Source organism: Legionella parisiensis (assembly GCF_001467945.1).
Lineage (GTDB): Bacteria > Pseudomonadota > Gammaproteobacteria > Legionellales > Legionellaceae > Legionella > Legionella parisiensis.
The window spans coordinates 446,167-461,161 of sequence record NZ_LNYQ01000012.1; the positions used below are offsets into that span (position 1 = coordinate 446,167).

Sequence of the window (14,995 nt, forward strand, 5' to 3'; positions counted from 1 at the left end):
AAAGCCGCAAGTTTTACATTTTTTATGTGACCCTAACTTAACTTCGCTTTTTAAATTGCTTTCCCTGCTTTAACAAAACGTGGTTTACCTACTTTTGCAGGAACTAATTTACCGCGAATGTCTATCATAACCTCATCACCAGCCTCAACTGGAACACGTGCTAAGGCTATGGATTTTTCGAGTGTGGGTGAATAACTGCCACTGGTAATAATCCCATCAGGATGACCTGGAATGACTACTCTTTGTCCATGACGCATAATCCCTTTATCTAACAAAGTGAGCCCTACCATTTTTCGCTTTATTCCCATCTGTTTCTGGGAGAATAAAGCACCCATTCCGATAAAATCACGATCTGCAGGCTCCCATTTAATGGTCCAGGCAAGTCCCGATTCTAACGGGCTTGTCGTAGTATCCATATCTTGACCATAAAGAAGCATGCCAGCTTCCAGTCGAAGCGTATCGCGGGAACCCAATCCACAAGGATGCACTCCGGCCTGCATTAAATCATTCCATAATTGAACTACGGATTCTTGGGGCATGATAATTTCAAATCCATCTTCTCCAGTATATCCCGTACGGGCAAAAAACCACTGTTCAACATCCACACACTCAAAATGTGTCAGTGTTGAAACAGCATCGATTTGGGCGGGATTAAGAATTGTTAGTGTTTTTTCAATTGCATTAGGCCCTTGGATGGCAATCATGGCCAATTCTCTTCGCTCTTGTAAGCCAACAGCAAATCCCTCACTTTTTTTGCGAATCCAGGCTAAATCATTGTGTCGGGTCGCTGAATTCAGGACAACTCTATAATTATCTGAAGCACGTTGATAGACGATGAGATCATCAATAATCCCTCCATGTTCATTACACATACAACTATAAAGTGCTTTTCCATTGTGTTCGAGCTGGTCAACATCATTCGTTAAAAGTTTGCGCAAAAATTGACGGCCGCCAGCGCCAAGAATATCAACAATGGTCATATGTGAGACATCAAACATGCCTGCATCTTTACGAACAAAGTGATGTTCATTAATCTGGGAGCCATAATGCAATGGCATATCCCAGCCATGAAAGTCGACCATTTTAGCACCACATGCTTGATGGGTGGCATGAAGGGGGGTTTTAGCAATCATTGTACGTCCTTTTTCAATCACCTTAATGTGGGTGATTATACCTATTGAGATATATACTGTATATTGCATACTGCATATTTCTTAGGACTACTTTAATGACTGGGCTAAATACTTGGCGTTGGATGTTGGATTTAGGATGGCTGCTCTTCCTTTTAATCATCTTCAGGCATTTTTGGCGTGATCGGCAAGTTCTGGCGCAAGCTCAGACGTGGTTACAGGTTAAAGGCCGTATTACGGCATGTGAATGGACCAAAGTAGGTCATAGTGTTTGGCCTAAAATTGAATATACCTATCAAGTTTATGATACAGATTTAACGGGGGAATATTTATTTTTAGATACCGCTCATAATAATCCCAATAGTAGATATTCTCGTGGTGTTGCTTATAAGGCGGCTATAGCCTTTCAGGAAAATGCAGAAATTGATGTTTATTACAATCCCAACCATCCGGAGCAATCCGCTTTAGATGTAACCATACCAACCAAATTAAATATTATTTTGATTTTGATTGGTATGTTAATTGTCGTGCATCTAGGACTTATTGTTTGGCGTTACCTGGCATAGGTGGGTTTGGTGGTGCTGCGTTTGGAGTAGAAGTACTCGTTGTACTTGCGGGTATTGGCTCATCCTCTTCAACATCACATTTACAAGGTTGTTTGACTACTGTGGATTGCAAACTGGTAATACTATATCCTCGGACCCCTCGCCCTGATGGTGCAACCATAAAATTAATGGTTACTTTCAAGTGTTGTCGTTGTTGATATTGTGGGTTCTGATAAGCAACGATTAGCCCCATGGTTGCTTTCCAATGTGTGGCGTCAATATTAGTAATTTCCGGGGGGGCGGTTGCAACGGAACTTACAGTGTAAAGGTTCTTTTGAACATCCTCTGGCAATTTAGAAGCATTCAAAGCATTGCTGTAGGCTATCCAGCCATCAGCTGTAAAATATTTAGCGATCTTTTTCTGATCTTCGAGATAATTTTTATAACTGTAGGTATAGGTAGAAACGATTGCTTCGTTGACCCAGACAGATAATTGGGCCTGATCCGGTTGTGCATAAGTTAACTGGAAAAAAATCGATAATAAAACAAAGACTAATTTTTTATTCATGAAAATATCCTGTTAATTAGGAATAATTACTAAATCCATAATTATTTTGCTATAGTGTAGCTCATCCAATACAAATAAAAAAATCCCCGGCTGGAGCCGGGGCAAATCTCATGTTTAGATTATGAATCCAAACACTGCTCCGCTTAAGAGGGGGTAAAGCAGAGCTAAGCATTCGGGGGAAATGCTCACTATATTAGACACTAAAATTATCAGAAAGTTCAATTTTTAGTCAAATTATTCTGGATGAGGTAGTCTAATGAGAAAAATAATGGTGTGATTTAAGTAGAAAAGCGGTTTATTCAGATGCTTTAAGCTATCGATTATGCTGTCTTTATGGTATTTTATTAGCCTGAAACAAGCAGGTGGACTCGTATTAAGGAAAACTAACACCAGTAAGGTAATCCAAGAGTTTATCTAAAGTCATTATTAAGTTTCACTTGAGTTTAATTATAAATACTGCGTTCATTTAGTTGCAGAGTGTATTTGGGTGTCGAAAAAGTTATTGAGGAGGCATTGTGCGCGAAAGTCGGTTCTACTTTGCTAATCCTGATAGATTTGGCCGATATATAAATCGTTGGGACTTGCTGCTCCTGATTCTCATTTTTTCCATCCTGTTTTTTTTTGGTTGGGCTGGTTCGCAAATGGCCTCTCCCTATCAGTTAGGACAACAAATACCTATTTCTTTGGATCCTGCCAACCTTCCTTTTTATGCACTGCGTACTGTACTGCGGATGTTTATTGCATTGTTTTTTTCCATTATTTTTACGTTCACGGTAGGACTTTGGGCAGCTAAAAATCGGCGTGCAGAACAAATCATTATACCGGCTATTGATATTTTGCAATCCATACCAGTTTTAAGCTTCTTATCCATTACCGTGACAGGGTTTATTCGATTGTTTCCTAACAGTTTGTTAGGACCTGAATGCGCATCCATTTTCGCTATTTTTTGCGCCCAGGTATGGAATATGACTTTTGGTTTTTATCAATCACTAAAAACATTGCCCCATGATTTGCAAGAGGTTTCTTCCATGTTCCGGCTGTCAGCATGGCAACGGTTCTGGAAACTGGAAGTTCCTTTTTCCATGTCGAGTTTGTTATGGAATATGATGGTTTCTATGTCCGCAAGTTGGTTCTTTGTGGTTTTGTCGGAAGCAATTTCTGTAGCACATCAAGAGATTAGGTTACCCGGGGTAGGTTCTTACATCGCTTTGGCAATCCAACAGCGTGATATACATGCTGTGGGTTATGCCATTCTGGCTATGGTTGTTGTTATTTTTTTATATGACCAAATATTTTTCCGGCCTTTAATAGCATGGTCTGAAAAGTTTAAAACAGAGCCCTCACATGATGAAACTGAATATCAATCCTGGTTAGTGGATTGGATTCGTGGCAGTCGGCTAATGAAACAGTTTACGGAAGTTCTCAATATTTTTACCGATCATTTTGTCAATGCACGCTGGCTTAGGATAAATGAGGCCAAAGCAATTAAAGAAATTGATTTTAAAAAGCAAAAGCGTCTGGATCGCGTTTGGAGTCTCTTGGTTTTAATCAGTGTTTGTTCTGGAGGGTGGTTTTTATTGCGCTTTATTCTTGCAGAATTGAAAGTCAGTGATATTTTGCATGTGTTTTTGCTTGGAGCAGCAACTGGTACACGAGTTCTTTGTTTGATTATCATCAGTTCTTTGATTTGGATTCCAGTAGGTGTTTGGATTGGCTTAAGACCAAGAATCGCGCAAAAAATACAGCCTGTGATTCAATTTGTTGCAGCGTTTCCCGCGAATTTATTCTATCCTTTATTTGTGATTGCCATTGTAGCATTCCATTTAAACGTCGAAATATGGGTCACGCCACTCATGATTCTAGGAACTCAATGGTATATTTTATTTAATGTGATTGCGGGAGCATCGACTATTCCGCGCGAGCTCTATCTTGCTGCAGACAATTTTGGCTTAAAAGGATGGATTTGGTGGAAAAGATTGGCTTTGCCTGGGATATTTCCTTTTTATATTACTGGTGCCATAACGGCGGCAGGTGGGGCATGGAATGCCAGCATTGTTGCAGAGTTTGTAAGCTGGGGTAATACCACACTGAGAGCCACAGGCTTAGGTGAGTACATCCAGGCCAGCACGGCCACGGGAGATTTCCCGCGAATTGCTTTGGGGACTGCGATGATGTGCTTGTATGTGCTTGCTTTTAACCATTTGATTTGGCGTCCGCTCTATCGGTTGGCGGAAGAACGTTTTAACTTTAATTAAAAGATACTTATGTCTGAAACCATTATTGCTATAGAAGGCTTGAGCAAGTCTTTTAAAAAAGCAGCAGAACAAAATTTGCTTGTGCTTGAAGATGTGAATTTCAAGCTACAAGAAGGTGAAATTGTTGCATTATTAGGTAAATCCGGCTCAGGAAAGTCCACTTTATTGCGTATTATCGCGGGTCTTATAGCTCCTACAAGGGGGACGGTGGCCTATCGTGGTAAGCCCGTTACCTGTCCTGTTGATGGTATTGCAATGGTCTTTCAGTCTTTTGCATTGATGCCGTGGCTCACCGTGCTGGAAAATGTGGAATTGGGTCTGGAAGCACAAGGGGTAGGCCGTGAAGAGCGCAGGCACCGAGCCATTGAAGCGATTGATATTATTGGTCTTGATGGTTTTGAGTCTGCATTTCCTAAAGAACTTTCGGGCGGGATGCGTCAACGGGTTGGTTTTGCCCGCGCACTCGTGATTAATCCTGATGTTTTGTTAATGGATGAGCCTTTTTCAGCACTTGATGTTTTGACTGCAGAAAACCTGAAATCTGACTTGTTGGAATTATGGGAAGAAAAGAAAACCAATACCAATGGCATTTTATTGGTAACGCATAATATTGAAGAAGCAGCTACATTAGCGGATAGAATTGTAATTTTTGGTAATGATCCTGGATACATCCGTGCCGAATTACCTGTTACGTTACCGCAGCCGCGCGATACTGAATCGCATGAGTTCCGTGCTTTGGTAGATAAAATTTATACATTAATGACTACTGGACCTAAAGAAAAGGCAAAGCGGGCGCAGAGAGAACGGCAAATCGGTTTAGGATATCGTTTGCCTGATGTAGAGCCTTCAGAACTGACTGGTTTGATTGAAACAATGACTTCTTTTGAAGAGCGAATTGATTTGCCAGAGCTTGCCGATGAGCTGATGATGAATATTGATGATCTGTTCCCTATTCTTGAAACTTTGGAAATATTAGGTTTTGCCAAAGTTTCTGCAGGAGATATTCAATTGAGTGATCTCGGTAAACAATTTGCGGAGGCAGATCTCCAAGAACGTAAACAATTATTTGCGCAGAGATTGTTGGAAAAAGTACCTCTTGCCCGCTACATTCGCCGCATTTTGGATGAAAAAGTAGGGCATAGGGTTTCCGAAGAGAGGTTTTTGAGCAAGCTTGAAGATTACTTAAGTGAAAAAGAAGCAGAACGTGTATTGCGTACAATGATTGATTGGGGGCGTTATGCTGAGATTTTTGCTTATGATTTTAATACTGGAATTTTAAGTTTGGAAAACCCAGGTAAGGGAGTATAACACGATACATTTAGTCCTGAGTTTGTATTAGCAACACTCGGATCCGTTATTTCATCAATGCTAAAAAAAATTTACCTATTAGTTCAAAAAACACTTAAATCACCATTATTTCTTTGTTATTATTTGTTCAAGTTGATCTAAGGAGGGATATTTAGCATGCAACACAAGCAAGAATTTAATGAGCATTTCAAAATAATCCTTCTAGGTGATAACTTTGTCGGTAAATCGTCTTTGCTGCATACCTATTGTGGCGGTAATATTTATAGTTCCGACGAGTACATGGACACCATGGGGGTAGACCAACAAATTAGACTGCTTAAGTCGTTTAATAAAATAATCCAATTGCGTATCTGGGATGCTTCGGGAGCTCCAACCCTACAGAAAATAGTTTCTTCCTATTTTCGGAATGTTGATGGTGCCTTGATTTGTTTTGACCTAACCAATAGAGTGTCTTTGCAGCATACGAAAGAACATATTGAGCGTTTAAAAGAAATTAAAAAAGACGACGTTCCTATGGTACTGGTTGGTTGTAAAGCAGATTTGGGACAAAGTAAAACTATATACTCAGAAGAAGCAAGGAAATGGGCTAGCGAGTTGGGAATTATTTATATAGAGGTTTCTTCTCTAAAAAAAGAAAATATCGCGCAACCATTTTTACAAATTACAGACCAGATATATATTGCCAAACTACTCAATAAGCTAAAACCTAAATTAGAAGAGTCATTGAATGGTTATTTAAAATTAATTAACCCCAAGAACCGTTCAAGTTTTTTTACAGAACAGAGCGTGGATTTAACCGCCAAAGAAGGCGCCCTCAGAGAAGAGTATAAAGTGCTGTTTGATAAATTGTTGCACTTGCGCAGTGTGGACGAGTTGGTTGAGGCGCATAGAAAAACTGCAGAGCTCCTTGAAAATTCTGATCAGCTCTATAAACAAGACAATCCTTTTTTAAGTACCTTTGTATCAAGTTCACTCTCAACTGCATTGAAGCAAACATTAGATGTTTTAAGTGGATTATTGGCACATTTATCAGTGGCAAAAGAAGAACAGAAACAGCAAAAACCAGGAATAACTGCAAGCTTGGTTTAAAGCTTATTGGAATATGAAAGAAGGACTGCAATGAACGTGAAAATTAATTAACTCGTTGAATCAATGAGTTGGTTTGACGCGATAGCGGCTTCTTGACATAATTGATTATTGGATATAGTCCTTGTTCATCATTTATGAAAATTAATCTAGGCTTTAGATGGCTTAAATGGGCAGCAATCCTTGTCTTGATTGCTGTTGCCTGGTTTTTTCAGCATGAAATTCCTGCTCTAATCCACTGGTTACGTTCATTCGGCCCTCTAGCTGTTATTGGTTTTTTCTTACTTTATTGTTTTGCCTCTCTATTATTTTTACCAAACTTGCCAATTATTCTTGCAGCGGGCGCCTTATTTGGATTTTATTGGGGATTGGTTCTGAATTTGTTGAGCGCGCTGCTCAGTGCGGTAATTGCTTTTATGATTAGTCGTCATGTAGGGCTTGCTTGGTTATCAGGAAAAAAGAAACAACAATTGGATGGTTGGCTAAAACGCGTCGATTCTTATGGATGGAAATCACTTGCTTTGTGCCGTTTAATTCCTTTTCTACCCTGTGCCATCATAAATTACGGATATGGTTTTACCCAAATCAGAACTTCAGTATTTATGCTAACAAGTTTTATTTTTTTTATTCCACTTAAAGTTGTGGAAACCTATTGCGGCTATTTGAGCGCACATTTTTAAAAACTTAAGCTGCCTATTTTTCCAGATCCCGCGAATAAGGCGCGGGACGGTAAATAAACAAAAAAGAGCTGTTCAAGACAAAGATTAAGATTTTCTCGAGAGGTAATTCAATATTTCCAATAAGCGATCGAAGTTGCCAGCCATTTGTAAGTCAGTTTTATATTTATTATTGACTACGAAAGCAGGAACCGCATTAATTTGATAAGCCCCCATGAGACTCATCCCATTTTGCACACGCATATCAATTGCTGGGGAGTTTTCAAAAGCACTTTTCGCAATTTCTTTATCGACACCTTGAGTAACAAAGAAATTGATCATCGCTTGTTTTGAATCCAGAGGTTTTCTGTCATCTTGTATGGTTTTAAAGAGTAAAGGATTCATTTTATCTGAAAGCGCAAGAGTCTTTGCAGTGTAATAGGCTTTAGCATAGAGTTCCCAGGATGGTTTGAATACCACAGGAACACGTTCGAATTGAATGTTAGTGCCCATTTTACTAACCCATGCACCTAGAGGCGCTTCTATTTTGTAACACCAAGGACAGCCATAACTAAAAAATTCCTCAATGGTGGGGGTTTTATTTTTATTATTTGTTGCTTTTGGGTTGGTAACGATTTGATAATCTTTACCTTCAACAAATGACGCGGCTAAGGCCATTGCTGGAAAAAGAAAAAATACAGCGATTAATTTTTTTAACATAATTTAGTTCCCTAATGTAAGCCTTCAATATAATGTGCAACTGCTTCCATATCATCTTGGCTCATTCTGCTGCTAATATCTTGCATGATATGGTTTAAATCATTTTTTCGCTTACCGTCTTTAAATGCATTTAATTGCAACACGGTGTAAGCAGCATGTTGGCCAGAAAGTACTGGGAAGCCAGCTTGGGCATTACCTGTGCCTTTCGGACCATGGCAGGCGATACACGCCGTAATCCTTTTTGCAAAGTCTCCCCCGCGGTAGATTTGCTCACCCCGCTTAAGAAATTTCTCGGGAGTGCTGCCTTGAGCCAGGGGCATTTTAGCATAATATACTGCCAAGTCATCCATATCTTGCTCGCTCAGTGTGGCAACAAGCGCTTTCATTGTTGGTGCGTCACGTAAATCACTGTCCTTCATGTCGTGCATTTGTTTTATAAAATATTTGGGATGTTGCCCTGCGATATTAGGCCATTCGGGATTCGCACTATTGCCTTCTTGACCATGGCATGCAGTGCACACTACTGCTTTTTTCATTTCGGAGGTTCTATTTTCTTGGGCAAAAAGGACTAATGGAATAAACAAGAAAAAAGTGAGTACAAATTTTTTCATCGATTTCTCATAATAAATTTACGAAGTAATGGTACACTGCCTTGGTCGAAATACCAAAATATTATGATTCTTATGCCAGAAAATCCTTATTCTAAAGCAGTATTCCTAAAAAGCGCAGCACGCGTATCTCACTTACCTGAGGACTCAGGATATGAGATTGCTTTTGCTGGCCGTTCAAACGCAGGAAAATCAAGTGCCCTGAATTGCTTAACGGGCATCAAAAATTTGGCGCGAACAAGTAAAACGCCTGGACGTACGCAATTAATTAATCTATTTGAGATCGGTGAAGCACGTCGCCTTGTTGATCTACCTGGTTACGGCTATGCCAAAGTTGCTTTGCAAGTAAAAATGGAGTGGCAAAAAAATTTAGCGCATTACCTCGAAGTCAGGCAAAGTTTAAAAGGACTGATTTTATTAATGGATATTCGCCATCCTTTAAAAGATTTAGATCAGATGATGATCGATTGGGCTTTGGAGCGCGAGCTTCCCATACACATTTTACTTACTAAATCAGATAAATTAAGCCGCAGCGAGGTAAAGACCACCTTATCCAAAGTTCGCAAACATTATGATCTCGCAGAACATTTGGTTACAGTGCAATCTTTTTCTTCTTTGAAAAAAGAAGGCGTTGAAGAATTAATCGCTCGATTAAATCAATGGTTTGATTTAGTGTAGCTGTTCGTGTTTTTTTGTAGAGTTATTTGTTGATTACCTTCATGACTTTTTAAGTTGAGCCTCTTGCAAGAGATCTTTCTTTCTCCTCAGGATGAGGAGAAGTTACCTAAAATCCAAACAGCTTCGTGCATTAAAATAATCAATATGTGGATATTTTGAATCAAAAGAAATATTATCCTACAATTTGATCATAGAGTTGTGCTGGAGATGTAATCATGTTTTTAAAATCGGGCGGTAAGCATAGCACCAAGCAGCATACGCAACAGAGTCATACTCGAACTTCATCAAGAGCTCTTTGGACGCGCCATGACGAAAATAGAAATTTTTATCGGCACAAGAAACAAGAAAAATATTTGATACATACCCATTCTTTTAACACAAGTACTGTGCGAGGAGACAAAATTGTTGCCGACGAATTTAATGTATTAGATTTTTTAATGAATGCGTTCTATCAAGGATTTCTATTTAGGGGCATGAGCGTCAAAGAAGAGCACGATAAAATAAATCAAGCCGTACATGGTTTAGCCGGTAGCAAGCCTTTGATTGTCTATAAAGAAGGTTCTAGAGAAATCGATGTTGGGGCAACTCGCCAAGTGGCGAAGCAGCATCGCAAGGGGGATGTAAGTGGAATATCCACTTCAATGAAATTAGGCGTAGGTATTTCATTTGCAAACTATCTTCCCAAGAAAACGCATGCTGTATATGTACTTGATAGAAATAATATCCCATCCAGTCAACAGGTAACTCAGGATTATGAAGATGATATAGCGGTCACTGATTCTACTGGTGAGGCACAAAATTATGGTTATGAGCGGGAGTTGACTGTAAGTGGCGTTCATCTATCGGCAATTCCCATGCGCATTACTCGTGAAGGATTGAAATTTAACGTGGAATGCAATCCTTTTTATGTTGATCGTATGGTATTACCTAAAGAGTTAAATAAAGAATATGACGATTTATTAAATACTTTTTATGATGTTATTTACGATGTTAGAAGAAATAATGTGGACTTTTCAGTAGTAACCTCTCCTGATCAAAATAAATTAGATCAATTTAAAGCGAAAGAAAAAGAATTTTATAAAAAATACATTAAGACAGTAGACTTGGACCCTCATCAAAAACAAGCAATTAAAACGGTGTTAGGAGTGGCCTCTCTTGCTATTGAAGAGCTTGAGAAACAAGACGAAATTATGAAACCCAAAGGCATGTAGAGTGCAGCCGCTCTCCAATGGAAAGGCGGCAACATGATTCATTTTTTAACGGAATCCTCAGCAGAAAGAATTTTTTTTGCCAGGATGTGGTTGTATGCCTTCACCGGCAAGCATTGGTAAAATAACTTTCTCTAATATTCGCCGTGCACTATACCAGTTATCCCTTAATTTTTGCATTTTCCAATACTTTTTCCGCTTGAGCGGCGCGATATTTTTTAATTGCATCACGATATTCGGGATACTTATTTCCCAAGATTGTGGCCGCTAAAATAGCCGCATTGATTGCGCCGGCTTTACCCACAGCGAGAGTACCGACTGGAATTCCTGCAGGCATTTGCACGATGGATAAAAGTGCATCAAGACCATCGGTAAATGTCGATGAAGGCATAGGGACACCTAAAACAGGGATGATGGTTTTGGCAGCAACAACACCAGGCAAATGAGCTGCGCCGCCTGCGGCAGCAATAAAAATTTCTACCCCGCGTTGTTCGGCAGATTTAAGATAGTCAAACAAAGCGTCTGGAGTACGATGTGCAGATAATGCACGTACCTCATGGGGGATGCTAAATTTTTCCAGAGTCAGGCTGGCTTCTTCCATGATGGCCCAATCAGACTTTGAACCCATAAGTATTGATACAAGTATATTAGACATAATTCCCTCGTTAATTATTAGGATCTGCAGACAATTGTACTATCTTGGCTAGCGAATTTCAGCAGACCCCGGACTGTTTATATTTCAAAATCTCACCGCATTGACTTCAGGATTTTTGTCATTCCCGCGAAGACGGAAACGACATCTTTTTCTTAAGTTAATAGCAGTGAACCCGGGTTCTATCAGTTGTTGCAATCATGTTTATTGCTTCAACCAAAGCAGGACCTTCCAATTCTTGTACTCTGGTTTTCAGAATTTCTGGAGTATCATCTGGTAAAACAGGACATTTTTTTTGCAAAATAATCGGGCCAGCATCTACTTGTGCGGTAACAAAATGTACGGTGCATCCTGTTTCAACCTCCTCAGCGGCTATAACTGCCTGGTGTACATCGAGATTCATTAACCCTGCATAAGCAGGCAATAAAGACGGGTGAATATTGATTATTTTATTTTCCCAGCTGTCGACAAATTCGGACGATAAGATGCGCATATAACCAATTAATACAATAAGCTCTATTTGATGGAGCTTGAGTATTTTGGATAGCTCATGATCAAAATCGACGCGGCTTAAGCCTTGCGGATTAACGAACATGGGTTTAATGCCAAAACGCGCTGCCTTTTCCAGAATGAGCGCGTCTGCTTTATTGCTTAAGACCAGCTCTATGGACGCAGTTAAATGCTGTTGCTGCATTGCCGCGACAAGGGTATTAAGATTAGTTCCTCGAGTTGAGCCGAGGACGGCAATGCGAATCATGAGGTGCGTATCCTTTGCATGTGATCAATGCGCTGCTGAATTAATTTTTTTGTGCCTATATCCTGACGATGAAATAATGGGCCTTCGATTAAGGAAATTTCATCCTCAGCGTTCATTTCTGCAGCAAAAATTGAATCGGCAATGCCGACATAGGCGGCGGTGCGCGAACCCTCAGCAATAATTTGCTGATCGATCTGATTTACCGAAGAAAGATATAAATGGTCTTGGCAAACTACCTTTGAGAAATCAACAGCAAAATTTTTCTTTGGTGCATCAGGATAACCTTCAGGAACAGTATACTTACAAACAGTAGCTTTCTTCGAGAAGGTGACGTGAGCTTCGCTAAGGTTGTTGTTAACCATGGCCTGGCATAGGGCAACAAAATCGGATTCCAGAATGGATAACACGTTTAACGCTTCCGGATCACCAAAGCGGGCATTGAATTCGATGACATAAACTCCGTTTTTGGTGGCAATAAAACTGCCATATAAAATGCCAATATAAGGTTCACCGCATTCGGCAGACAAAGCCTGAAAGACTGCATTGTTAATTGCCAGAGCTTCTTGTACCTCATTTGCAGTTAGGAAAGGCAAACGATGATCGGTGTCTGAATAACTACCCATACCACCGGTATTAGGCCCTTTATCTCCGTTATAAGCGCGTTTGTGATCTTGTACTAAAGGCATAGGAATCAATTTTTTGCCGTCAGCGAAACACATGAAGGAAAATTCCTGCCCGATTAGTTTTTCTTCAATAAGAATCGTCTGTTTTTTATCGAGAATTTCCTGACAAAAACTTAAGGCTTCGTTAATTGAGTGCAGATGTTCTCCTGCAACTTTTACTCCCTTGCCTCCCATCAATCCATTTGCTTTAATCACGTAATTGCCTTCGCCGAGCTGATTAAGAAATGCTTCAACGTGATTCAGCGCTGCGAATTTTTGATAACGCGGTAAACCGGCAATGTGATATTTTTGCATGAGATCGCGCGCAAATTCTTTAGAGGTTTCTATTTGCGCCAATTCTTTTTTCGGGCCAATCGTTGGAATTCCTGCTTGCCATAATGCATCAGCCATTCCTTTCTCAAGCGGTGCTTCTGGGCCGATAATTGCCAGTTCAATCCCCCAGATCTTTGCCATGGACACTACTGCCGCGCAATTGGTAATATCGCCTGCATGATATTGAGCCGTTAACTTATGGATTCCTGGGTTGATTGCTGTGCCATAACAAAACAAGGAAGCATTTTGTGGGGAACGGTGTAATGCTTTGATAAGTGCATGTTCACGTGCGCCAGAACCGATAACAAGAATGTTCATTCAATGATGTCCTCTTTCTTTGCGGGGGTGCTCAGTCTGCTGCTTTCTCGCTGCAGCTCGAGCTGTTTCATCTTTTCTGCAGTTAGTTTTTTACAAAAATAATCGCCATCCATACACGCCATACAAGGCTTTTTGATTTGATGCTCCCCACGACGGGTTACTGCTTCAATCAAATCTTCATGAGACTGATAGAGTAAAACATCAACACCAAGATAGGCGGCAATTTCATCTTCATTTTGATTGGCAGCAATGAGTTCTTTACGGGAGGGAATATCAATCCCACTAAAACAAGGATTTTTAAGTGGTGGAGATGTGGACGCAAAATAAATGTTTTTGGCACCAGACTCCCTTACCATTTTGACTATTTCCCGGGAGGTTGTTCCCCGAACGATGCTGTCGTCGACAATCATCACGGTTTTATTTTTAATTTCGGTTCGTTGTGGCGTTAGTTTATAACGGATATTCCGGCTTCTTGCCTTTTGATTGGGCATGATAAACGTACGGCCTATAAAAGGATTCTTATACAAGCCCTCAGAATATCTGATGCCTAACTCATGGGCAAAAGATAAAGCTGCTGTATTTGCAGTGAAAGGAGCTGGAATTACAACATCCGGGATGAGATCAGGGTGTTTTTTCTTCCACTGAAGGGCAAGATTTTGCCCCATACGTAGACGTGCCCGGTAAACGCTTACGTTATTGAGCGTTGCATCCGGACGGGCAAAATAAACATACTCAAACACACAGGGTCTAAATTCTTCGTTTTTCAGAACTCGACGGTGTAATGTCCCGGTAAGATCCACATAGGCTACTTCACCAGGTAAGATATCTCCCCTTGGTTCAAAACCTAATGCATAAAAAGGGGTAGTTTCTGATGCGAAAATAGTGTCTACGGTTCCATCTGGATTCTCGCGCGTTCCCCATACTAAAGGGCGAATACCATGAGGATCACGGAATGCAACAAGCCCCTTGCCAATAATTACGGAAACAATGGAATAAGCCCCATCAATTCGTTCAAAAATGTGCGTGACTGCTTGAGTCAGCAATTCAAAAAAATGGTCATTATTTTCCTCGTTACTGGGCGCATTGCTGGCCAGGTTATCCGCCAGCATGAGTAATAGGGCTTCAGAATCAAGCGTAGAATTAAGATGACGGTGTTGTTTTAAACGAATGTCATCAGCCAGTTCTTGGTAATTGGACAGATTGCCATTATGGGCAAGTGCAATACCTCGTGGGCTGCCTATCCATAAGGGTTGCACATCTGTTGCAGTATAGCCGCCTGCAGTAGGATAACGTACATGGCCAATACCTATGTTTCCCTGCAACGCGGAAACATTCTCAGGAGTAAAAATTTCACGTACCAAACCTAATCCATGTTGCGTATAGAAACGCTGATCACAGGTCAGGACACCAGCAGCATCTTGTCCTCGATGCTGCAAGTGAATTAGGCTCTCATATAATTCTGAGGCAACTGGTTCATGACTGTAAATACCTACTATCCCACACATTGGTTA

Annotated in this window: 15 protein-coding genes; 7 read left to right on the forward strand and 8 right to left on the reverse strand. The window is 40.4% G+C overall.

What is annotated here, in order from left to right; all coding sequences use genetic code 11:
• Positions 1–50: 50 nt before the first annotated feature.
• The gene (gcvT, locus tag Lpar_RS04635; RefSeq protein ID WP_058516816.1) at positions 51–1,133 is read right to left on the reverse strand and encodes a glycine cleavage system aminomethyltransferase GcvT; all 1,083 of its coding nucleotides are present in this window, start codon (positions 1,131–1,133) and stop codon (positions 51–53) included.
• 95 nt (positions 1,134–1,228) lie between these two features.
• On the opposite strand from gcvT, the gene Lpar_RS04640 reads away from it, so the two are divergent.
• On the forward strand, positions 1,229–1,696 hold the full coding sequence (locus Lpar_RS04640) for a DUF3592 domain-containing protein (protein ID WP_058516817.1): 468 nt from the start codon (positions 1,229–1,231) through the stop codon (positions 1,694–1,696).
• Here the strand turns inward: Lpar_RS04640 and Lpar_RS04645 are convergent.
• Entirely contained in the window at positions 1,671–2,243 is a 573-nt protein-coding gene (locus Lpar_RS04645) for a DotI/IcmL family type IV secretion protein (protein WP_058516818.1), read from the reverse strand. The genes Lpar_RS04640 and Lpar_RS04645 overlap by 26 nt on opposite strands.
• 515 nt (positions 2,244–2,758) lie before the next feature.
• Here Lpar_RS04645 and Lpar_RS04650 point away from each other — a divergent pair.
• The 4 genes from Lpar_RS04650 (at position 2,759) to Lpar_RS04665 (ending at position 7,572) form a co-directional block, all read left to right on the forward strand.
• Positions 2,759–4,498, forward strand: coding sequence for an ABC transporter permease (locus Lpar_RS04650; protein ID WP_115341284.1), 1,740 nt, complete (start codon positions 2,759–2,761; stop codon positions 4,496–4,498).
• A gap of 9 nt (positions 4,499–4,507) precedes the next feature.
• Positions 4,508–5,806: an ABC transporter ATP-binding protein gene (locus tag Lpar_RS04655; RefSeq protein ID WP_058516820.1), complete on the forward strand. Its 1,299-nt coding sequence runs from the start codon at positions 4,508–4,510 to the stop codon at positions 5,804–5,806.
• A gap of 156 nt (positions 5,807–5,962) precedes the next feature.
• Positions 5,963–6,895, forward strand: a complete 933-nt coding sequence (locus Lpar_RS04660; RefSeq protein WP_058516821.1) for a Rab family GTPase — start codon at positions 5,963–5,965, stop codon at positions 6,893–6,895.
• Positions 6,896–7,029: 134 nt separating this feature from the next.
• On the forward strand, positions 7,030–7,572 hold the full coding sequence (locus Lpar_RS04665; protein WP_058516822.1) for a TVP38/TMEM64 family protein: 543 nt from the start codon (positions 7,030–7,032) through the stop codon (positions 7,570–7,572).
• An 84-nt stretch (positions 7,573–7,656) separates the two neighbouring features.
• Here Lpar_RS04665 and Lpar_RS04670 read toward each other — a convergent pair whose 3' ends face one another.
• Positions 7,657–8,268: a thiol:disulfide interchange protein DsbA/DsbL gene (locus Lpar_RS04670; RefSeq protein ID WP_058516823.1), complete on the reverse strand. Its 612-nt coding sequence runs from the start codon at positions 8,266–8,268 to the stop codon at positions 7,657–7,659.
• An 11-nt stretch (positions 8,269–8,279) separates the two neighbouring features.
• Positions 8,280–8,879 carry a c-type cytochrome gene (locus tag Lpar_RS04675; protein ID WP_058516824.1) on the reverse strand — a complete coding sequence of 200 codons (600 nt, stop codon included), beginning with the start codon at positions 8,877–8,879 and terminating at the stop codon, positions 8,280–8,282.
• Positions 8,880–8,951: 72 nt separating this feature from the next.
• Here Lpar_RS04675 and yihA point away from each other — a divergent pair, with 72 nt between their 5' ends.
• Positions 8,952–9,554 (forward strand): ribosome biogenesis GTP-binding protein YihA/YsxC, encoded by a 603-nt coding sequence (yihA, locus tag Lpar_RS04680; protein ID WP_058517075.1) that lies wholly within the window; start codon positions 8,952–8,954, stop codon positions 9,552–9,554.
• A gap of 215 nt (positions 9,555–9,769) precedes the next feature.
• Entirely contained in the window at positions 9,770–10,765 is a 996-nt protein-coding gene (locus Lpar_RS04685; RefSeq protein WP_172465781.1) for a hypothetical protein, read from the forward strand.
• 157 nt (positions 10,766–10,922) lie between these two features.
• Here Lpar_RS04685 and purE read toward each other — a convergent pair whose 3' ends face one another.
• The 4 genes from purE to purF all read right to left on the reverse strand — a co-directional run bounded on the left by purE (position 10,923) and on the right by purF (position 14,989).
• Positions 10,923–11,417 carry a 5-(carboxyamino)imidazole ribonucleotide mutase gene (gene purE, locus Lpar_RS04690; protein ID WP_058516825.1) on the reverse strand — a complete coding sequence of 165 codons (495 nt, stop codon included), beginning with the start codon at positions 11,415–11,417 and terminating at the stop codon, positions 10,923–10,925.
• A gap of 157 nt (positions 11,418–11,574) precedes the next feature.
• A complete protein-coding gene (purN, locus tag Lpar_RS04695; RefSeq protein WP_058516826.1) occupies positions 11,575–12,171 on the reverse strand; it encodes a phosphoribosylglycinamide formyltransferase in 597 nt (198 codons plus the stop codon).
• Complete coding sequence (purD, locus tag Lpar_RS04700; RefSeq protein ID WP_058516827.1) at positions 12,168–13,484, reverse strand: phosphoribosylamine--glycine ligase; 1,317 nt, start codon at positions 13,482–13,484, stop codon at positions 12,168–12,170. Before purD ends, purN begins: the two co-directional genes overlap by 4 nt.
• The gene (gene purF, locus Lpar_RS04705; RefSeq protein WP_058516828.1) at positions 13,481–14,989 is read right to left on the reverse strand and encodes an amidophosphoribosyltransferase; all 1,509 of its coding nucleotides are present in this window, start codon (positions 14,987–14,989) and stop codon (positions 13,481–13,483) included. The genes purD and purF overlap by 4 nt, the downstream gene beginning before the upstream one ends.
• Positions 14,990–14,995: the final 6 nt, after the last annotated feature.